General features: G+C 73.3%; 19 protein-coding genes. 5 read left to right on the top strand and 14 right to left on the bottom strand.

Annotated elements, in window-relative coordinates; translation table 11 throughout:
- Positions 1–26: 26 nt before the first annotated feature.
- Positions 27–1949, bottom strand: a complete 1923-nt coding sequence (locus tag ACBI99_RS09220; protein WP_357587283.1) for a Xaa-Pro dipeptidyl-peptidase — start codon at positions 1947–1949, stop codon at positions 27–29.
- A 72-nt stretch (positions 1950–2021) separates the two neighbouring features.
- On the opposite strand from ACBI99_RS09220, the gene ACBI99_RS09215 reads away from it, so the two are divergent.
- A complete protein-coding gene (locus tag ACBI99_RS09215) occupies positions 2022–2702 on the top strand; it encodes a FadR/GntR family transcriptional regulator (protein WP_246645569.1) in 681 nt (226 codons plus the stop codon).
- Between the two features lie 9 nt (positions 2703–2711).
- Here ACBI99_RS09215 and ACBI99_RS09210 read toward each other — a convergent pair whose 3' ends face one another.
- The 3 genes from ACBI99_RS09210 to ACBI99_RS09200 form a co-directional block, all read right to left on the bottom strand.
- Positions 2712–3563 (bottom strand): hypothetical protein, encoded by an 852-nt coding sequence (locus ACBI99_RS09210; protein ID WP_375072086.1) that lies wholly within the window; start codon positions 3561–3563, stop codon positions 2712–2714.
- A 132-nt stretch (positions 3564–3695) separates the two neighbouring features.
- Complete coding sequence (locus tag ACBI99_RS09205) at positions 3696–4331, bottom strand: class I SAM-dependent methyltransferase (RefSeq protein WP_375072085.1); 636 nt, start codon at positions 4329–4331, stop codon at positions 3696–3698.
- A gap of 34 nt (positions 4332–4365) precedes the next feature.
- Positions 4366–4926 (bottom strand): nuclear transport factor 2 family protein, encoded by a 561-nt coding sequence (locus ACBI99_RS09200; protein ID WP_219508276.1) that lies wholly within the window; start codon positions 4924–4926, stop codon positions 4366–4368.
- Positions 4927–5204: 278 nt separating this feature from the next.
- On the opposite strand from ACBI99_RS09200, the gene ACBI99_RS09195 reads away from it, so the two are divergent.
- The gene (locus ACBI99_RS09195) at positions 5205–5546 is read left to right on the top strand and encodes a CDGSH iron-sulfur domain-containing protein (protein ID WP_372455381.1); all 342 of its coding nucleotides are present in this window, start codon (positions 5205–5207) and stop codon (positions 5544–5546) included.
- On the opposite strand, the gene ACBI99_RS09190 is transcribed toward ACBI99_RS09195, so the two are convergent.
- The 9 genes from ACBI99_RS09190 to ACBI99_RS09150 all read right to left on the bottom strand — a co-directional run bounded on the left by ACBI99_RS09190 (position 5478) and on the right by ACBI99_RS09150 (position 17012).
- Positions 5478–6458, bottom strand: coding sequence for a glycosyltransferase (locus tag ACBI99_RS09190; RefSeq protein WP_375072084.1), 981 nt, complete (start codon positions 6456–6458; stop codon positions 5478–5480). The genes ACBI99_RS09195 and ACBI99_RS09190 overlap by 69 nt on opposite strands.
- The gene (locus tag ACBI99_RS09185) at positions 6458–7465 is read right to left on the bottom strand and encodes an iron-containing redox enzyme family protein (protein ID WP_219508275.1); all 1008 of its coding nucleotides are present in this window, start codon (positions 7463–7465) and stop codon (positions 6458–6460) included. Before ACBI99_RS09185 ends, ACBI99_RS09190 begins: the two co-directional genes overlap by 1 nt.
- Positions 7465–8199, bottom strand: coding sequence for a class I SAM-dependent DNA methyltransferase (locus ACBI99_RS09180; protein ID WP_375072083.1), 735 nt, complete (start codon positions 8197–8199; stop codon positions 7465–7467). Before ACBI99_RS09180 ends, ACBI99_RS09185 begins: the two co-directional genes overlap by 1 nt.
- Positions 8200–8258: 59 nt before the next feature.
- Entirely contained in the window at positions 8259–8585 is a 327-nt protein-coding gene (gene nirD, locus ACBI99_RS09175; protein ID WP_219508273.1) for a nitrite reductase small subunit NirD, read from the bottom strand.
- Positions 8582–11011 (bottom strand): nitrite reductase large subunit NirB, encoded by a 2430-nt coding sequence (gene nirB, locus ACBI99_RS09170; protein WP_357587293.1) that lies wholly within the window; start codon positions 11009–11011, stop codon positions 8582–8584. The genes nirD and nirB overlap by 4 nt, the downstream gene beginning before the upstream one ends.
- A complete protein-coding gene (locus ACBI99_RS09165) occupies positions 11008–12402 on the bottom strand; it encodes an FAD-dependent oxidoreductase (protein ID WP_375072082.1) in 1395 nt (464 codons plus the stop codon). Before ACBI99_RS09165 ends, nirB begins: the two co-directional genes overlap by 4 nt.
- The gene (locus ACBI99_RS09160) at positions 12399–14426 is read right to left on the bottom strand and encodes a molybdopterin oxidoreductase family protein (protein WP_375072081.1); all 2028 of its coding nucleotides are present in this window, start codon (positions 14424–14426) and stop codon (positions 12399–12401) included. Before ACBI99_RS09160 ends, ACBI99_RS09165 begins: the two co-directional genes overlap by 4 nt.
- 3 nt (positions 14427–14429) lie before the next feature.
- Positions 14430–15740, bottom strand: coding sequence for an MFS transporter (locus ACBI99_RS09155; RefSeq protein ID WP_219508269.1), 1311 nt, complete (start codon positions 15738–15740; stop codon positions 14430–14432).
- 141 nt (positions 15741–15881) lie between these two features.
- Positions 15882–17012, bottom strand: coding sequence for an epoxide hydrolase family protein (locus tag ACBI99_RS09150; RefSeq protein ID WP_375072080.1), 1131 nt, complete (start codon positions 17010–17012; stop codon positions 15882–15884).
- Between the two features lie 54 nt (positions 17013–17066).
- Here ACBI99_RS09150 and ACBI99_RS09145 point away from each other — a divergent pair, with 54 nt between their 5' ends.
- The 3 genes from ACBI99_RS09145 to ACBI99_RS09135 all read left to right on the top strand — a co-directional run bounded on the left by ACBI99_RS09145 (position 17067) and on the right by ACBI99_RS09135 (position 19074).
- Positions 17067–18032 (top strand): helix-turn-helix transcriptional regulator, encoded by a 966-nt coding sequence (locus ACBI99_RS09145; RefSeq protein WP_375072079.1) that lies wholly within the window; start codon positions 17067–17069, stop codon positions 18030–18032.
- Positions 18033–18056: 24 nt separating this feature from the next.
- Positions 18057–18353, top strand: a complete 297-nt coding sequence (locus ACBI99_RS09140; RefSeq protein ID WP_219508266.1) for a hypothetical protein — start codon at positions 18057–18059, stop codon at positions 18351–18353.
- A gap of 271 nt (positions 18354–18624) precedes the next feature.
- Complete coding sequence (locus tag ACBI99_RS09135) at positions 18625–19074, top strand: DUF6228 family protein (protein WP_375072078.1); 450 nt, start codon at positions 18625–18627, stop codon at positions 19072–19074.
- Between the two features lie 106 nt (positions 19075–19180).
- Here the strand turns inward: ACBI99_RS09135 and ACBI99_RS09130 are convergent, their stop codons facing one another.
- Positions 19181–19360 (bottom strand): hypothetical protein, encoded by a 180-nt coding sequence (locus tag ACBI99_RS09130; RefSeq protein ID WP_375072077.1) that lies wholly within the window; start codon positions 19358–19360, stop codon positions 19181–19183.
- Positions 19361–19390 lie beyond the last annotated feature (30 nt).

Below are 19390 nucleotides of genomic sequence, written 5' to 3'. Positions count from 1 at the left end.
GTCAGCTGTCAGAAGCCCGTCTCCCGTCAGAAGAACGAGAAGCCCGGCTCCGGCTCCGGCAGCGTCAGTTCACGCGGCCCGAGGAACCTGGCGGTGTCCTTCGGCACGTCGGCCAGCGGGGCGCCGGGCACGACCGGGACGGTCACGCCGGTCCTCGACAGGTCGACGGTCACCGCGGCCCCGGTGCCCGTCTCGGAGCTGTAGGAGGCGTCGGTGCCCGCGATGATCAGGCCGATCCGGTGCCCCTTCTTGAAGGTGTAGTCGTGCGGCAGCGTCTCCCACCTGACCTTGGCGTACTTCCCGACCGGCATGGGCGACGGCCGGGTCAGCGAATGGCGGTTGCGGGTGTCGATCCAGCCCCGGGCGACGACCTCCACCGGCCGGTTCGCCACGTTCGTGACGACCTTCTTGTAGCAGCCGTCGTCGGCAGCGGTGCTCTCGCCGTGGCAGTCCTCCTCGGCGATCGTGGTGACACCCTGGCCGCGCCGCCAGTCCAGGCGGGTGTCGTCGCCGAAGTCGACGAGCAGGGCGGTCAGGTTCGAGGCGGGCCGGTCGAGCTTGACCCGCAGGTCGGCGGTGGGCGTGCCGGACAGGCGCAGGTCGACCGGCAGCGCGCCCGTGGTGAACGCCAGCCGTCCCGGGTTCGCGGCGCCGACGTCGGCGACCATCGCGGACTCGGTCATGGCCACGTCCGTGAACGTCGCCGTGGCGCGCCGGTCGGGCCGCAGCCCGAGCGTGCCGTCGGCGGCGGGCCGGAGCGTCAGCCGGGTGGCGTGCGGCGCCGGCCAGTCGCGCTGCGTGATCCACTCCGTCGGCCCGACCTGCACGTCGGCGCGCGGCTCGCGCATGATGTCGTTGCGCACGCCGTGCAGCCAGTGGTCGAACCAGCGGTGCAGCGTGTCGACCCACACGTCCCGCCGGCCCTCGAAGTCGAACGGGTCGACGTGGTTGTACTGGCCGACCCAGATCTTGCGCGGCACCCGGCGCTCGGCCAGCGCCTGCCACCAGGTGGAGAAGTTGTCCGGCTTGACGTTCAGGTCGTTGGACGTGTGGACGACGAAGACGCTGGCCCGCACCTTGGAGACGTCGCCGAGCAGCCCGCCGAGGTAGTCGCGCTCGGCCCAGAACGGGTTGTGGTCGCCGGTGTCGTCACCGTCCCCGGCGTCCATCCGGTCGCGCACCGCCTGACACTTGGCCTCGGGGTCGGTGTCGACGTAGTTGGCCAGCCAGGAGGCGTAGTCGTAGTTGTAGATCACGCCGTTCGAGCGCTGGTACCGGTACCAGGAGCTGATCGCGGAGATCGGCACGATCGTCTCCAGGCCGCGCACGCCGGTCGCGGCCACGGCGTTGGCGAGCGTGCCGTCGTACGACTTGCCGATCATCGCGGACTTGCCGGTCGTCCAGTCGGCCACGGCGGGACTGCCGTCGGCCCGGTACGCCTTGGCCCGGCCGTTCAGCCAGTCGATGACCGCCTTGCCGCCCAGCACGTCGGCCTTCCCGCCGACGTCGGGACACCCGTCGGAGCGGGTGGTGCCGATCATGTCGACGTTCAGCACGGCGTAGCCGCGCGGCACGAAGTAATTGTCGTAGAACAGGGGGAACTTCGTGACGTTCCCGTCGGCGCCGTACTCCTTGCGCTCCCCCTCGTTGCCGCGCCCGGAGTTGTCGTAGTACGGGCTCTCGTCGATGATGACCGGGACGCGGAGCCCGGGACCGGACTCCTTGGGACGGATGATGTCGACGCGCACCCGGTCGAGCCGGCCGTCGGCGTCGCTGTCGACCGGCGACTCGACGTAGACGTGCTCGCGGACCGCGTCCGCGTAGGAGAAGACCGGCTGCGTGCGGCCGTTCTCGACGGTGACCGCGGGTGCTGGGGCCGCGGCGTGGACGGGGGTCGCCGTGCCCAGGACGAGGACTGCGGCGATGAGGGCCGGGCGTAATTGTGGCACGCGTGACCTCCGTGGCTGTACCAAAAGTACGAGCAATCTCTCAGACGCCCGGAAGCCTGACAAGATCTGACCATGCGGGTCGAGAGGATGGGCATGCGGAACGTGGCACGGACCTCGTTGGTGGACGCCGCCATCGAACAGCTGCGCGACCAGATCACCAGCGGCGCGTGGCCGGTCGGCACCAAGCTGCCGTCCGAGAGCCGGCTCGCCGAGACGCTCGGCATGAGCCGCCTGTCGGTGCGCGAGGCGCTGCGGGTGCTGGCGCACGCCGGGCTGCTGGCCACCCGGCAGGGCGACGGCACGTACGTGACGGCCACCGACGAGTCGCAGGTGGCGCTGCGGCGGCGGCTGGACCGGGCGGCGGCCATGGACATCATCGACGTGCGGCGCGGGCTCGACCTGGTGGCCGCCCGGCTGGCCGCCGCCCAGCGCACCGACGAGGACCTCGCCGGGATGCGCGAGGCCCTGGCCCGCCGCGACGCCGCCGCCGGCGCCGGTGACCTCGACGCCTTCGCCGACGCCGACGTGGCCTTCCACCTGTGCGTCGCCGACGCGGCCCACAACCCGCTGCTCGGCGACCTCTACCGGAGCATGAGCGAGTCGGTGCGCGAGAGCGTCCGCGACCTGGAGGAGGCGGCGCTGCGGCCCGACAGCTCCCACCACGAGCTGCTGGCGGCCATCGAGGCCGGTGACGCGGCGGCGGCCGTGGCGGTCTCGGTCGGCATCCTCGACCGCCAGGAACGCGACCTGTGACCCGAGCGCTCACCCGCCGATCGTGATCGTGTCCGCCTCGTCGTCCACGGGCGGCTCCGGCTCCCGCCTCCCCCACGGCCCCCGCACGGCGACCAGGGCGAGCACCGCCCCGCCCACGGCGGCGACCACCAGCCCATAGACCGGAACCCCACCGGAGCCCGCCCCACCCCGCGTGGCCGCCCCGCCCTGGGTGACCGCGCCGTCGCCGGTGGCCGCCTCGTCCGGGTCCGGGGTGCCGGAAGGCCGCGTGCCCGGCGACGGCCCCGCCGCGAGCGGGCTCGCCACGGCCGCGCCCGGCTCGGCGCGCCCCTCCTCGGCCGCGCCCAGCTCGGCGTCACCTCGGTCGGGGGTGACCGGTGCGGGGTGCTCGGGGTCCGGGGTGGGGCGGCCTGGAGGGAAGCCTGGGGGGCGGATGGCGCCCCAGTGGTTCTGCGGCTCTTTGAGGGCGCGGGCGAGGCCGGGTTGCAAGGGGTTGAGGGCAAGGCCGCCCGGCACGGTGAGGGTGCCCACGGCGTACGGGGCGAAGATGCCCTGGATGCCTTCGACCCGGTACGTCCCGGCGGCGGGGACGGTGAGGGCGGCGGCGTAGTGTCCGGGCTCGGGCAGCGGCGTGCCGGCGAACAGCGTGGCCTCGCCCCGGGCGTCCGTGAGCCGGAGCCCGGTGGGCCCGAGGTCGCCCTGGTAGGGGTGGTTGCCGTGCTGGAGCACCCAGTAGCCGGCCGTGTAGGACGTGCCGGCCTGCAGGTTGCCCGGGAGCGGGTCGAGGTAGGTGACGGCGAATCCGCCGGCGGCCGTCCCGGGGGTGGCGAGCGGCCCGGCGGCCAGCAGCAGGGCGGCCACGACGGTGGCGAGTCTTCTCATGGGACACCTCCGGCGTGCATACACCGGCGGCGCGCCCGGAGTTCCGGCCGGGGCCCAGAATGGGGGACTCGGGGAGGCTTCGCGCGGTCGCCGTCCATTCCGCGCTGGTGGATCAGCGGCGGGGCTGACCGGTCAGGGGTTGCGGGCCCGCCCGAGGATGTGGGTGAGCGCAGGGCTGCCGGGGACGGGCCGGTGGGCGAAGCTCCGCTGCTCCTCGACGAGCAGCCCGGCGGCGCGGATGGCGGCGGCGGTGTCGCGGTTGGGGTGGCAGCCGCCGCCGACGCGCCGCCAGAGCGGGGTGATGAGGTCCTGGAGGGCGCCGCGGACCGGCCGGGGCGAGCGGACGTGCTCGAAGTAGCGCAGCTCGCCGCCGGGCGCGAGCAGCCGTCGCACCTCGGCGAGGGTGGCCGCCGGGTCGGGCACGGTGCAGAGCACGAGCGACAGCACGGCGGCGTCGTACGCGCCGGGCCCGCCCGGCAGCGCCCCCGCGTGGCCGGGCACCACCCGGACGGTCACCGGGGCGCGGGCCGCGGCCCGCTCGGCCGCGGCGCGCAGCAGGTGGTCGGGCTCGACGGCGACGACCTCGCGCACTCCCGCCGGGTAGTGCGGGAAGTTGAGCCCGTTGCCCGCGCCGATCTCGATCACCCGCCCGGTCAGCCCGGCGAGCAGACGCTCGCGCAGTGCGGCGGTGGCGGGATCGGCGCGCTCGGTCATCCTCTCGTAGGCGCGGGCGAAGCGCGGGTGCTGGTACTTCGAGAGGTCCTGCATCACCCCAGCCTAGGTCCGGGCGTGGGCCGGAGGGCTAGGACGGGCTGTTGCTCATGTAGCGGTCGATCTTCCAGTCGCCGTTGTCCTGCGTGAGCAGGAAGAACGCGCGGGTCTCCTCGGAACCCTCGCCGCTGGTGGCGCGGACGAACGCCTGCTTGCCGGCGACCTGGGACTCCTCGATCGTCGGCGTGCCGCCCTGGCCCTCGCCCATGCCCTCGAACAGCGTGGTGAGCGCCTGCGTGCCCTCGGCGGTCTGCTCGCCGGCCACGGCGGCCACGGCGTCGGAGGTGAACAGCTTCACGACCTGGGCGGCGTCGCCCGATTCGAGCGCCTTGTAGAAGCCCTCGACGACGCCGCGGGGCGAGCCCTGGCCGGCGCCGGTGTCGGTGGGCGACGGGCTGCCGGTGCCGGTCGTGGTGTCGGTCGGCGAGGCGGAGTCGCCGGGTGTCATGCCCGTGTCGGTGGCTGTGGGGGACGCCGGGCTCGCGGCGCCCTTCATCGCTTGCCCGGTGCCGCCCGCGGCGCAGCCGGCGGTGAACAGGGCCGGTACGATCGCGGCCAGCAGGAGGCCCCTGCGCAGAGAATTCATGCTCATGGCCGCTTTGATTCCCGCCCCGATCAAGGGCGAATGCGCTCTTTATCCAGTTCGCACGACCCTTTTAACGTACGCGGTATTTTCTCACCCTCGGCTTCACAGAATTCGGCGAGATCGTTCAGAGGTCTGATCGTTGCCCCACTGAGACCCGTTGCCCGGCGCGCCGCCGATACCGTCCCTCTAGTGCCGCATATCAAGGCGAACCCCGCTCCGCCCGCCGATCCTCTGCCGCAGCGCGACGACGCCGAGCGTTGCGCCTCCGCCGATTCGGGGCGGCGATGCGTCCTCCCGCCCGCCCATCATGGCGCGCATGTTTTCCCACCCGCGGAGACGGACCTCCGCCTCTGACATCGTTTCAAAAGTGCCATTTCGGGCAATTGACGCGAATGTCGGATGAACCGGTCACGGTGACCCCCTGTGAAGACGGCCCGCTGCTCATTCGTGGCGAGTTCGCGCTGGTGACCCAGGACGGCGAGCGCATCCCGCCCGGCCGGGCCACCGTCGCGCTGTGCCGGTGCGGCCGCTCGGCGGCCAAGCCGTTCTGCGACGGCTCACACAAGACGGCCGGCTTCCGCGCCCCCAGCGGCCAGGAGGCGGAGCCTGCGGACGGAGCTGGCTGACCGGCGCAGCCGCCGCCCCGCGTACGGGACGCCGCCGGTGAGCGCGGCGGCCAGGGCGAGCCAGCTGCAGACGCCCCGCTCGGCCACCCACACGGGCGCGAACAGCGACGACGTCGCCGGGAAGACCCGGTGGCCGCCGCAGCGGCGGCGGCCCAGCTCGGCGACCGCCACGGTGACGGCGGCGGCCCCGGCCAGCGCGGCGGGACGGCGGCGGGCGATCGCGACGGCCACGCCCGGCGCCACCGCCAGGAACGCCGCCATCCGCCACGGCTGCGCGAGGTCGTCGTAGGCCTGCCGGACCCGCTGCGACCAGAAGCGCCGCGCCTGGCAGGGCAGGCGGCGCACGTAGAGGCCGGGGGCGGAGACCACCCGCCCGCCGCGCGCCCGGACGGTCCGGATCAGCTCCAGGTTCTCGAACAGCACGTCGCCGTCGTAGCCGCCCATGCCCAGGAAGAAGTCGCGCCGGACGCCGAGGGTGCCCGGGTAGTCGGCGCCGAACGCCCGGTTGAGCAGGCTGCGGGCGGTGTCCCAGCGGGCGTGCCAGGGCAGCGGGGAGAAGTAGTTCTGCGGGCGCACCAGGTCGGCCCCGGCGAGCAGCTCCCGCATCCTGGCGAGCCCCGCCGGGTCGTAGCGTACGTCGTCGTCGGCGATGACCACGTGCGCGGCGCGGGCCAGGCGCACGCCGGTGGTGACGCCGGTGACCTTGCCGTTGGCGTAGCCGAGCTCGGGGTCGGGAGGCACGTGGGTGACGAGGCCGCGCCAGCGGCGGGCGTGCCGGTCGAACAGGGCGGCCGGGCTGCCGTCGACGACGATCACGCGGGCGTGCCGGGCCAGGCCGGTCAGGTAGGCGGTGAGCTCGTCCAGCCCGGCGTCGTCCTCCCACCGCAGCGGCAGCACGTAGTCGAGGTCCATCACGGGCTCGCGACGGCCGTCTCCAGCTCGGCCAGTGACGAGACGCCGCGCTCCCAGCAGTCCATGACGTGCTCGGCCCACAGGCGTTCGAGGGTGAGCGCGCATGCGGCCCCGTACAGGATGTCGCCGGTGAGCGACGGCTGTGCGGCGGCGAGCCCGCCGCACAGGTCGTTGGCGGCGATCTGCTCGTGCACCGCGTCGGCCTGGACGTGCTCCTCGTAGAAGCGGGTGGCGGTGGCGTCGCCGCCGAGGCGGCGCAGGCCGGTGGCGTAGCGGCGGTTGGGCAGCGAGGAGGTCATCTCCAGGGCTGCCAGGTGGCCGGCGAGCGCGCCGCGCAGCCGCCGGTGCAGGCCGAACAGCGACATCGCGTTGGAGATCGCCAGCGTGATGCCGGGGACGCGGCCGAGGTGCGCGAGGTAGGAGTCGTCGAGGCCGAGGCCGCGCAGGGTGGCGCGGAACAGCTCGGAGTGCATGCGCTCGCGGCGTCCGCCGCCGTACTCGTCGGCCTGGATCTCGACCAGCGCCGCCTTGGCCCCGCCCTGGAGGCGCGGGATGGCCCAGGTGTGCGGGTCGGCCTCCTTCAGGTGGTAGATCGAGCGGTGGACGGCGAACTCGCGGAACTGGGCGAGGTCGGCCGTGCGCTGCAGGTGCTGCGACAGCGGCGGGCCCTCGTCGGCGACGGCCAGCGCGGTGAGCGCCCGCCGCACGTGGCGCGGCTCGACCGGGGCGGGGCGCGGCACGGCGCGGGCGAGCGCGTCCTCGAAGCCGCGCTCCAGGGCGGCGCGGGCCCGCAGCAGCGACGGCTCCCACTCCCAGCGCTCGTCCACGTCGTCGAAGCCCTGGTAGTGCAGCTCGTAGCAGGCGAACAGGGCGAGCTGCAGGTCGTCGTCGCCGAGCGGCAGCGCGCCCGGCTCCAGCGGGCCGAGCTCCCCGAGCTCCCCGGGCGGCCCGGTGAGGCAGGAGAAGAGCTGGTCGCTGATCGGGCCCCGGGCGGCAGGCAGGCGCATCAGGCACTCCGGCGGTAGACGGACACGTGCGCGCGGCTGTCGTCGCCGAACGGGGTGCGCGCCCAGTCCGACCAGCGATGCTCGCGCTCCATCGAGGCCAGCCGGGCCATCAGGTCGAGCTCGGCGGGCCAGGCGTAGCGGTGGTTGGCGGGCAGCAGGCGCACCCCTTCGGCGGTCAGCCGGATGCGGGTGGTGTGCATGTGCTGCCCGGCCGGGGAGAGCACGGCCGCCTCGGCGACGACGGCGTCCTCGGTCATCAACAGCAGCCGCAGCGCGCTGCCGTCGCGGAAGGCGGCCGGATCGGGCACCCACGCCTCGATTACGAACCTGCCGCCGGGCCGCAGGTGGGCGGCGGCGTTGCGGAAGCAGGCGACCTGGGCGTCCTGCGACGGCAGCGCGTAGACGGTGTTGGCGGCGAGCACGACGAGCGCGTAGGAGCCGTCGGCGGTGGCCGTGGAGAAGTCGCCGATCGTGACGGGCACGCGGTCGCCGCCGGGCTTGCCGCGCAGCACCTCGACCATCTCCGCCGAGCCGTCGATGCCCGCGACCTCCAGGCCGCGGGCGGCCAGCGGCAGGGCCAGCCGGCCGGTGCCGATGCCGAACTCCAGCACCGGCCCGCCGTCGGCGAGCTCGTGAAGCAGGTCGACAGCTTGGTCCGTGGGCAGGCCGCGTACGGTGGCGTCGTAGATGTCGGCGATGCCGCGGCCGTAAGCGGAGGCGTCGAACGCCGGCATCCGCACCTCCCCCGAGTTCCAGCACGTGAATGCCAGCTGAATGCCCGGGGCTCCACCCGTTAAACGCTCACGGCCACCTGCACGAGGTCGCCGTCGAGCCGGACGTGGTAGACGGGCACGGCGATGTCGGGCTCGTCCAGGCAGTGTCCGGTGACCAGCGAGAACACCTGTTTGTGCAGCGGCGAGGCGACGGTCGGCTCGCCCTTCCTGGTGCCGACGATGCCGCGCGAGAGCACGTACGCGCCGCTGAACGGGTCGAGGTTGCCGAGCGCGTGCACGGAGCCGTCGTGGGTGCGGAAGAGCGCCACCTGGCGGTCGCCGACGAGCGCGCACACGCCGCGCTCGGGCAGCAGGTTCTGGTAGCCGCAGACGTCCACCCAGGTCATCGGGTCACCACCGGCTTGATCTGGCCGCGCTCGGCGGCGAACACGATGGACGGGTCGGGCACGCCCGGCGCGTTGACGAAGCTGACGAACCGGGAGAGCTTGTCCGGATCGTCCAGGGTCGCCCGCCATTCGTCGACGTAGGTGGCGACGTGCCGCTCCATGTGGGCGTCGAGGTCGGCGCAGATGCCGAGCGCGTCATCGACGATCACCGAGCGCAGGTAGCCGAGGCCGCCGTCGAGCGACTCCAGCCAGGCGGAGGTGCGTTGCAGCCGGTCGGCGGTGCGGATGTAGAACATGAGGAACCGGTCGATGGTCCTGATGAGCTCGTCGGTGGTGAGGTCGCCGGCGAGCAGGTCGGCGTGGCGGGGCTTGAAGCCGCCGTTGCCGCCGACGTACAGGTTCCAGCCCTGTTCGGTGGCGATGATCCCGAAGTCCTTGGAGCGGGCCTCGGCGCACTCGCGGGCGCAGCCGGAGACCGCCGACTTCAGCTTGTGCGGCGAGCGCAGGCCCCGGTAGCGCAGCTCCAGCGCGATGGCCAGGCCGACGGAGTCCTGCACGCCGTAGCGGCACCAGGTGGAGCCGACGCACGACTTGACCGTGCGCAGCGCCTTGCCGTAGGCGTGGCCGGACTCGAACCCGGCCTCGACGAGCCGCCGCCAGATCTCCGGAAGCTGTTCGACGCGGGCGCCGAGCAGGTCGATCCGCTGCCCGCCGGTGATCTTCGTGTAGAGGCCGAAGTCGCGGGCGACCTCGCCGATGACGATGAGCTTGTCCGGGGTGATCTCGCCGCCGGGGATGCGCGGGACGACCGAGTACGTGCCGTTCTTCTGGATGTTGGCGAGGAAGTGGTCGTTGGTGTCCTGGAGCGCGGCGCGCTCGCCGTCGAGGACGTGCCCGTTGTGCAGGGAGGCGAGGATGGAGGCGACGGCCGGCTTGCAGATGTCGCAGCCCCGGCCCTGCCCGTGCTGGGCGATGAGCTCGGAGAACGTGGTGATGCCGCGCACCCGGACGATGTCGAACAGCTCGGCGCGGGAGTGGGCGAAGTGCTCGCACAGGTTCTTGCTGACCTCGACGCCGGACTTCTCCAGGAGCTGCTTGAGCATGGGCACGCAGCTTCCGCAGGTGGTGCCGGCGCGGGTGCACGCCTTGAGCGCGGGCACGTCGGCGCAGCCCCGGTCGGTGACGGCGGCGCGCACCTCGCCCGCGCTGACGTTGTTGCACGAGCACACCTGGGCGTCGTCGGGCAGGTCGAGGTTCGCGCCGCCGCCGGTGAACAGCAGGTCGGACGGCGGCGCGGGCAGCGGCTTGCCGACGAACGAGCGCAGCGAGGTGTACGGGGCGGCGTCGCCGACGCAGATGCCGCCGAGCAGGGTCCGGGCGTCGTCGCTGATGAACAGCTTCTTGTAGACGCCGGCGACCGGGTCCATGTAGGTGACGTCGAGCGCCCCGGTCATGGCGCCGAACTGGGCGACCTCGACGCCGAGCAGCTTGAGCTTGGTGGACAGGTCGGCGCCGTCGAACGTGCCGTCGCCGCCCATGATCCGGTCGGCGGCGACCTCGGCCATGGTGAAGCACGGCCCGACGAGCCCGTACACCATGCCGCCGGCCAGCGCGCACTCGCCGATGGCGTAGATCGACGGGTCGGAGGTGCGCATGCCGGGGTCGACGACGACGCCGCCGCGCTCCCCCACCTCCAGCCCGCAGGCCCTGGCCAGCTCGTCGCGCGGCCTGATGCCGGCGGAGAAGACGACGACCTGGGCCTCGATCAGCGTGCCGCCGGGCGTGCGCAGGCCGGCCACCCGGCCCCGGTCGTCGGTGACGATCTCCTGGACGCCCGAGCCGGCGTGCACGCTCAGCCCGAGCCGTTCGATGTGCGACCTGAGCACCGAGCCGCCGCCCTCGTCGACCTGGCGGGGCATGAGCCACGGGCTCATCTCGACGATGTGGGTGCGCAGGCCGAGGGAGCGCAGCGCGTCGGCCGCCTCCAGGCCGAGCAGCCCGCCGCCGACGACGACGCCGTCAGCGGCCTCCTTGGCGGCCAGCCGGATCGCGTCCAGGTCGTCGATCGTGCGGTAGACGAAGGCGTGCCCGGCCCCCGGCACCGGCGGCACGAACGGCGCCGACCCGGTGGCGAGCACGAGCACGTCGTACGGCTCCGGCTCGCCGCCCTCGACCGTGACCACGCGGGCCTGCCGGTCGATGCCGGTGACGCGGCTGTTCAGCCTGGTCACCGCCCCGGACGGCACCGGGTAGGCGAGGTCCTCGGCGCTCACGCCCGACAGGTACGAGGTCAGCGCCACCCGGTCGTAGGCCGGGCGGGGCTCCTCCCCGATGACCGTGACGCGCCCGTCGAAGCCGCGCTGGAGCAGCGCCTCCACGAGCCGGTGTGCTGCCGGGCCGAACCCGGCCACGACGATCTTCTTCATGCGGAGACCCCTTCCTGTTCGCACAGCCAGCCGACGATGCCCGCGACGGCGTCACGGCAGGTGCCGCAGCCGGTCGTGGCGCGGGTGGCGGCGGCCACCCCGGCCACGTCCCTGGCGCCCGCCTCCCAGCAGGCCCTGATCTGGCCCTTGGTCACGTTGTTGCACTGGCACACCTTGGCCGCGTCGGGCATGAGCACCGGGCTGTCGGCGACCGGCGCGGCCGACAGCCCGGGGAACAGCAGGCCGGCCCGGTCACCGGGCACCGGCCCGCCGCGGTCGAAGAGCTGGGTGAGCGTGCCGACGGCGTCGCTGTCGCCCAGCAGGATCGCCCCGACCAGGCGGTCGTCGCGGATGACGAGCTTGCGGTAGGTGCCCCTGGCGCGGTGGCTGAAGCGGACCACCTCGGCGTGCTCGTCGGTGAGCTGGGTCTCGCCCATGGCGGCCAGCTCAACGCTGCTCGCCTTGAGCCGGGTGACCAGGCGCGAGCCCCGGTAGCGCGCCTTGCCCCCGGTGATCACGTCGGCGGCCACGGACGCCTGCTCCCAGGCGGGCGCGACCAGCCCGTACACGGTGCCGTCGTGCTCGGCGCACTCGCCGATCGCGAAGATCGACGGGTCGTCGGTGCGCAGCTCGTCGTCCACGACGACGCCGCGCCGCACCTCCAGCCCGGCCTCGGCGGCGAGCGCGGTCAGCGGGCGGACGCCGCAGGCGAGCACGACCAGGTCGCCCTCGACGAGCTCGCCGCCGGCCAGCCGGACGCCCGTCTCCTCGACGGACGCGGCGGACACGCCGGTGCGGGTCTCGACGCCGAGCCCGGCCAGCGTCTCGCCGAGCAGCAGCCCGGCCTCGGCGTCGAGCTGGCGTTCCATCAGATGGCCGGCCAGGTGCAGCAGCGTCACGGGCAGGCCGCGCCCGGCCAGCCCGCGGGCGGCCTCGACGCCGAGCAGCCCGCCGCCGACGACGACGGCGCGGCGGCTGTGCTCGGCGGCCTTGAGGATGCGCTCGCAGTCGTCGAGCGTGCGGAACGGGACGGCCCGCGCCACGCCGGGGATCGGCGGCACGATCGCCTCGCTGCCGGTGGCGAGCACGAGCAGGTCGTACGGCTCGCGGCGGCCGTCGGTGGTGTGCACGGCGCGGGCCTCCCGGTCGATCCAGGCGACCTCGCCGCCGAGCACGGCCTCGACCCGGTTGGCGGCGTACCAGGACAGGTCGTGCAGGCCGAGCTGTTCGGGCCTGGCCTTGCCGGCGAGCACGTTCGACAGCAGCACGCGGTTGTAGGGGCGGCCGGGCTCGGCGCCGAACACGGTGATCGTCATCCGCGGGTCGCGCGCCCGGACCTCGCCGACCAGCCGGGAGCCGGCCATGCCGTTGCCGACCACGACGAGCCTCATGAGACCCGCTCCACCCGTACGGCGCAGACCTTGAACTCCGGCATCCGGGACGCGGGGTCGAGCGCGGGGTTGGTCAACCGGTTCGCCCCCTCCCAGTGAAAGGGCATGAACACGGTGTCGCTCCTGATCGCGTCGCTGATCCTGGCCACCGCCTCGTCCGTGCCGCGCCTGCTGGTCACCCGCACCAGGTCGCCCGCCTCGATCGCCAGCCGTTCGGCCAGGTCGGGGTGGAGCTCCACGTACGGGTGCGGCGAGGCGGCGGTCAGGGAGGCGATCCTGCGGGTCTGCGCGCCGCTCTGGTAGTGGGCGAGCACGCGGCCCGTCGTCAGATGGACGGGGTAGTCGTCGTCGACCTCCTCGGCCGGGGGCCGGTGCTCGACGGGCACGAACCTGGCCCGGCCGTCGGGCGTGGGGAAGGAGTCCAGGAACGGCCGGGGCGTTCCGGCGTGCCCCGGCTCCGGGCAGGGCCAGAACACGCCGGTCTCGCCGGCGATCCGCTCGTAGGTGATGCCCGCGTAGTCGGCCGTGCCGCCGGCGCTGGCGCGGCGCAGCTCCTCGAACACCTCGGCGGGGTCGTCGGCGAAGTCGTGGCCGAGCCGGCGGGCCAGCCCGGCGATCACCTCCAGGTCGCCGCGGACGCCGGGCGGCGGCGCGAGCGCCCGGCGGCGCAGCAGGACGCGGCCTTCGAGGTTCGTCATCGTGCCGGTCTCCTCGGCCCACTGGGTGACCGGGAGCACCACGTCGGCCAGCGCCGCCGTCTCCGACATCACCACGTCGCAGACGACGAGCAGGTCCAGCGCCCGCAGCCGGGCGGCGATCCTGGACGAATCCGGCGCGGACACGACGGGGTTGGAGCCGAACAGCAGCATCGCGCGCGGCCCGCCGGGCGTCCCCAGCGCGTCCAGCAGCTCGTACGCCGACCGTCCCGGCCCCGGCAGGTCCTCCGGCCGCACCCCCCACACGCCCGCGACGTGCTCGCGCGCCGCCGGGTCGTCGATCCTGCGGTAGCCGGGGAGCTGGTCGGCCTTCTGCCCGTGCTCGCGGCCGCCCTGGCCGTTGCCCTGCCCGGTGAGGCACCCGTACCCGGAGCCGGGCCTGCCGGGCAGGCCGAGCGCGAGCGCCAGGTTGACGAACGCGCTCACGGTGTCGGTGCCCTTGGCGTGCTGCTCGGCGCCGCGCCCGGTGAGCACGTACGCGTTCCTCGCGAACGCCAGCGCGCGCACGGCCTCGCGCATGCGCTGGACCGGCACGCCGGTGACGCGCTCGACCCGCTCGGGCCACCAGGAGGCCAGCGAGGTGCGCACGGCCTCGAACCCGGTCGTGCGCCCGGCCACGTACGAGGCGTCGACCAGGTCCTCGGCCACGGCCAGGTGCAGCAGGCCGAGCGCGAGCGCCAGGTCGGTGCCGGGCGCGGGCCGCAGGTGCAGCCAGGCCAGCCGGGCGGTCGCGGTGCGGCGCGGGTCGATCACCACGAGCCGCGCGCCCTCCAGGTGGCGCACGAACGGCGGCATCGTCTCGGCCGGGTTCGCGCCCGCCAGCAGCACCACGTCGGCCCCGGCCAGGTCGGTGACGGGGAACGGCATCCCCCGGTCCATGCCGAACGCGCGGATCGACGCGGCGGCGGCCGACGACATGCAGAAGCGGCCGTTGTAGTCGATCTGGCTGGTGCCGAGCGCGACCCGGGCGAGCTTGCCGAGCAGGTACGCCTTCTCGTTGGTGAGCCCGCCCCCGCCGAACACGGCCACGGCGTCGGGGCCGTGCTCGTCCCTGAGAGCGATGAGGCGCGCCGCCACGTGGTCGAGCGCCTCCTCCCAGGACACCGGGTTCCCGTGCAGGAGCGGGCCGGTCAGCCGCTCACCGTTGGTGAGGAGCTCGGCGGCGGTCCAGCCCTTCTGGCAGAGCGCGCCGCCGGCGTTGGCCGGGACGTCGGCCCGGGGGGTGATCGTGATCTCGGTCCCCTCGGCGCCGATCGCCATCCCGCACTGCAGGGCGCAGTACGGGCAGTGGGTGTCGACGGTGGTCATCGCTCACACCCGCGCATGGGCGAGGGAGGCGATCCGGGTCACGCCGACGGTGCGCGTGTAGCACCACCAGGTCAGCGCGAAGCAGGCGGCGTAGAAGGCGCCGAACGCGGCGAACGCCACCGCCGGGCTGCCCGTCGCGGCGAACGACATGCCGAACGCCCGGTTGATGAGGAACCCGCCGAGCGCGCCGACCGCGGAGATGATCCCGATGGCCGCCGACGCCTGCCGTCTGCCGTGCAGCAGCGCCTCCTCGCCGGTGCCGCGCTCGGCGACCGCCTTGGCCTGGAAGATGGCCGGGATCATCCGGTACGTGGACCCGTTCCCGATCCCGGCCGTCAGGAAGAGAACCTGGAAGGCGAGGAAGAACGGCCAGAAGCCGCCGGACGCCGAGGCGAGCCAGACGAGCACGACGCCCGCGCCCATGGCGGCGAAGTTCCACAGGGTGACCGGCGCGCCGCCGAGCCGGTCGGCCAGCCAGCCGCCCACCGGCCTGATCAGCGACCCGGCCAGCGGCCCGGCGAACGCCACCGCCGCCCACGGCGCGTCCGGGAACAGGCTCATGCTCAGCAGCGGGAACGCCGTCGCGTAGCCGATGAACGAGCCGAACGTGCCCACGTACAGGAACGACAGGATCCACGTCTGGGCGCGGCCCGCCACCGCGAGCTGCTCGCGCGGGCTCGCCTTGGCGCTGGACAGGTTGTCCATGAAGAAGTAGGCGCAGCCGGCGGCCACCACGATGAACGGCACCCAGAACCAGCCCGCCGCCGCCAGCCCGAACGCCCCGATCACCAGCGGCATCACGAGCTGCACCGAGCTGACGCCGATGTTGCCGCCCGCCGCGTTCAGCCCGAGCGCCACGCCCTGGCGGGCGCGCGGGTAGAAGTAGGTGATGTTGGCCATGCTGGAGGCGAAGTTCCCGCCGCCGACGCCGGCGACGGCCGCGATGGCCAGGAACGCCCAGTACGGGGTGTCCGGGCTGCTCACCGCCACGCCGAGCAGCACCGCCGGGACGATCAGCAGCAGCGCGCTCGCCACCGTGAAGTTGCGCCCGCCGAACCTGGCCGGTCCGAACGTGTACGGCACCCGCAGCGCCGAGCCGACCAGGTTCGGCACCGCCACGAGCCAGAAGAGCTGGTCGGTCGAGAAGTCGTAGGCGCCCATCCGGGCGGCCACGATGCTCCAGAGCGTCCAGACGGTGAAGCCGAGATGCTCGGCCAGGATCGAGAAGACGAGGTTCCGGCGGGCGACCTTCCGGCCCGTGTGCTGCCAGAAGGCCGCGTCGTCGGGATGCCACTCGGCGATCCAGCGCGTCATCGTTCCTCCTACGTTCTGGTGAGGTCGAACGTAGGAACCCGGCGTTACGCACATGGACGGTCCGTGGCTGTGCGCCGGTTACATGTGACTCACCCGGGCAACACGCAATACATATGCGTCACGCCGGAAACATGCTGGTAATCAGCCCCGCAGGGCCCGGAAGAAGGCCCGCACGTCCTCGGTGAGCGCCTGCGGCTGCTCCAGCGCGGCGAAGTGCCCGCCGTGCGCGAACTCCGACCAGTGCACGATCGTGTCGGTCCGCTCGGCCAGCGCGCGGACCGGCTTGACGTAGTCGTGGGCGAACACCGCCACGCCCGTCGGCGTCGGCGAGCGCTCCGGCATGCTCCACGCGTGCGCGAACTCCCAGTAGATCTGCGCCGCCGAGTCGGCCGTGTTCGTCAGCCAGTAGAGCGACACGTTCGTGAGCAGCCGGTCGCGGTCCACGCCGTTCTCGGTCCACTCGGCGAACTTCTCCGCGATCCAGGCGAGCTGCCCCACCGGCGAGTCGGCCAGCCCGAACGCGAGCGTCTGCGGCCGGGTCGACTGGATCGCCAGGTAGCCGCCCAGCTCGCCCGTGAAGCGCTCCAGCCCGGCCAGCCTGGCTTGGTCCTCCTCGCCGAGCTCGGCCTGCTCCGCCGGGTCGCCGTGGGGGAAGGTCATGAGGTAGTTCACGTGCACGCCGATCACGCGCCCGGCGTCGACCCGGCCCAGCTCCCGCGACACGCCCGACCCCCAGTCGCCGCCCTGCGCGCCGTAGCGGTCGTAGCCGAGCCTGGCCATCAGCGTGGCCCAGGCGCGGGCGATCCGCTCCAGCGTCCAGCCCGGGCCGGCCAGCGGCGCGGAGAAGCCGAACCCCGGCAGCGACGGGACGACCAGGTGGAAGGCGTCGGCCGGGTCGCCGCCGTGCGCCCTCGGGTCGGTCAGCGGGCCGATCACGTCCAGGAACTCCACCACCGAGCCCGGCCAGCCGTGCGTCAGGACCAGCGGCGTGGCGTCCGGCTCCGGCGAGCGGACGTGCAGGAAGTGGATGACCTGGCCGTCGATCGTGGTGACGTACTGCGGAAGGGCGTTGAGCCGCTTCTCGTGCAGGCGCCAGTCGTAGGCCGTGGCCCAGTGCTCGGCCAGCTCCGCCAGCGCGGCGACCGGCAGGCCGCGCTCCGGCCCCGCCCCCGGCGTCTGCACCGGCAGCCGGGCCCGGCCCAGCCGCTCGCGCAGGTCGTCCAGGTCCGCCTGGGGGATGTCGATGCGGAAGTCCCTGATCTCTTCGCTCATGACCCCACCGTCGCAGCCCTTGTGGCAAAGTCCTTGCCTGGATTGAATGCGGGCATGCTGGGAACCTCCGCGCGGCTGCTGCGCCTGCTCTCACTGCTCCAGGCCAGGGCCGACTGGACCGGCGCCGAGCTGGCCGAACGGCTGGAGGTCAGCCCGCGCACCGTCCGCTACGACATCGGCAAACTGCGCAGCCTCGGCTACCCGGTGCACGCCGCGCCCGGCGTCGCCGGCGGCTACCGGCTCGGCGCGGGCGCCAAGCTGCCGCCGCTGCTGCTCGACGACGAGGAGGCCGTCGCCGTCGCCGTCGCGCTGCGCACCGCCGGGGCGTTCGAGGAGACCGCGCTGCGCGCCCTGGTCAAGCTCGAACAGGTACTCCCCGCCCGCCTGCGCCACCGCGTCCAGGCGCTGCACCGGCACACCGTGTCGCTCCGGCCGCCCGGCACGCCCGTCGCCACCGGCACGCTGACGGCCGTCGCCGCCGCCTGCCGCGACCGGCACCGGCTCCGGTTCGACTACCGCACCCACACCGGTGACGGACGCGTCCGCGACGTCGAACCGTACAAGCTCGTCCACACCGGACGGCGCTGGTACCTGATCGCCTGGGACGTGCACCGCGCCGGCTGGCGCACCTTCCGGGTCGACCGGATGACGGTACGCACCCCGCACGGCCCCCGCTTCACCCCGCGCGCCGCGCCGCCGGCGGACGTGGTGCCGCAGGGCGTCGACACGGCGCTCATGCGGCACCGCGCGACCGTCACCGTGCACGCGCCCGTCGCCGTCGTCCGCGCCCTGCTGCCCCCGTCCGTCGCCGTCGAGCCGCGCGGCGACCACGCCTGCGCGGTCCACGCGGGCGGCGACACGCCGATGCGGCTCGCGCTGCACATCCTCATGCTCGACGCCGACTTCCACGTCGACGGCCCGCCCGAGCTCCTGGCCGCCTTCCGCACCCTGTCGGAACGCGCCGGCCGAGCCTCCCTCCCCCAGCCACCAGGAACGATTACGGAAGGTCACGCGGGGTAACAGCATCACAGCAAGGGGGGAATCATGATCAAAACGCTCCACAAGATGGGCATTAAGTCAAACCACTGCTATCTGGCCGGTATCGCTTCCATTGGGCTGGCCTTCGCCACCTGGATGACGTCCAAGAACGTCGAGAACGCGGGCATGGACCGCGCCGACCGGTGGGGGATCTTCATCGGCCAGTGGGCACCGACGCTGTTCTGCATGGGCGTGGCGCTCCGCATCGAGGAGACCCACGGGCCGGACGCGCAGACGGAGGAGGAGATGTACGGCCACACCGGCCGCCAGTCGGAGAGGATCCGGGCAGGCGCCGGCGTGTGAACACCAGGCAGGCCATGTCCTTCACCGGACATGGCCTGCTCCCCCACCCGCTGACCGATTCCGTGGTCGCCAACCCCCAAGGACCTCACTTCGTTCGGACGCCTCTCTCCCCCACTCGCTGACCGATTCCGTGCTTGCGCCCCTCCGCCCGCTCGGGATCGATGGGCCTCACTTCGTTCGGACGTCTTCCCGGCTTTTCGCCGCACCCTTGGCCGTTTCGGCACGGCAGGCGTCGAACCCGCATACCCGGGACGGGGGCTACCCTGCCCAGGTGAACACTGGAGATCACCAACCCCCCGAGCCGCCCTGCGTGACTGTCCGGTGCTCGCAGGATCCGAGCCTCACCGTTCACCTCACCGGCAGGCAGTTCACCGATGCCTACGAAACCAGCTTCACCATCGAGGCCCAGGCTGACGGCCTGCTGGCCAGAGTCCCCGACGCGATCGTCTCCGTCTGGGACAGGGACGGCGACATCCCCGGCTTCCTGCAGGCACTCGTGGACGACTTCCGCGGCTGGACCGGGGAGCGCACCTGGCACACCAACCAGCTCACCCTCACAGCCGCCTTCCACTCCGGCGGGCACATCGCGCTGACCTGGACACTCCGCCCCCAAGGGTTCACACTCCCGGAGTGGGAGGCGTCCGTCACCACCTGGATCGAAGCCGGGCAACACCTGACCTCCCTGGCCGCCGACCTCCGAGCCTTCTTCACCCGCCCCTGACCGATGTGATCGGCCCGGCATACCGGTCCAAGAAGCGCCGGAGATGCGGAGTGACACCCGCTCGATGGCTTGTCCGGGCTGTCACGCGAGGGTCATCGGTGCCGTGTCAGGAGTAACGACGCTCAGCGCGTTCGGCATTGTCGTCACGGTCGGTGGTGATGGAGGCGAACCAGGCCGGGGGCCAGTGGGTGTCGCCGTCGGAGCCGGCGCCGTGCACGAGCCTCAGCGTGTGGGCGCGGACTTCGCGCAGCTGATCCGCCGTCAGCCGGTCGACCAGCCGATGCATGTCCTCATACTCTTCCGGCGCGGCACTCAC

It is taken from the genome of Nonomuraea sp. ATR24 (assembly GCF_041950485.1).
Classification (GTDB): Bacteria; Actinomycetota; Actinomycetes; order Streptosporangiales; family Streptosporangiaceae; genus Nonomuraea; species Nonomuraea ceibae.
The sequence above is the reverse complement of the archived record's forward strand: the minus strand, read 5'-3'. Positions and strand labels throughout refer to the sequence as shown.